Genomic DNA, 322 nt, shown 5'->3' with positions numbered 1-322 from the left:
GAGCGGCGATATCGTCACTTTGCTGCGCAATCAGCAAGTCGGTCCGAACGTCTATCCGGGGGTTCCGGCGGAATTCTCCAACTGGCGTGACGAGCAGCGGGCCTGGGCCGAAACCTGCGTCCTGTTCAACAAGAGCTACCACATGGCCGAACTGATGGTCGAGGGGCCGGGCGCGTTCGATTTCCTGCTGGGGCTGGGCATCAACAGCTTCAAGGGCTTCGTGCCGGGCAAGGCCAAGCAGATGGTGCCAACCAGCCACGAGGGGTTTGTGATCGGCGACGGCATCCTGTTCTATCTCAGCGAGAATGAGTTGCTGTTCGTC

General features: G+C 60.6%; 1 protein-coding gene. It reads left to right on the top strand.

Annotated elements, in window-relative coordinates; all coding sequences use genetic code 11:
* Positions 1-322, top strand: a 322-nt coding sequence (locus R5H29_RS22840) for a hypothetical protein (RefSeq protein WP_332329904.1), incomplete at both ends; no start/stop codon positions are given.

The sequence above is a fragment of the Stenotrophomonas sp. A3_2 genome (assembly GCF_036624925.1).
Taxonomy (GTDB): domain Bacteria; phylum Pseudomonadota; class Gammaproteobacteria; order Xanthomonadales; family Xanthomonadaceae; genus Stenotrophomonas; species Stenotrophomonas hibiscicola.
Note: the sequence above shows the minus strand (reverse complement) of the source record. Positions and strands in the feature narration are given on the sequence as shown.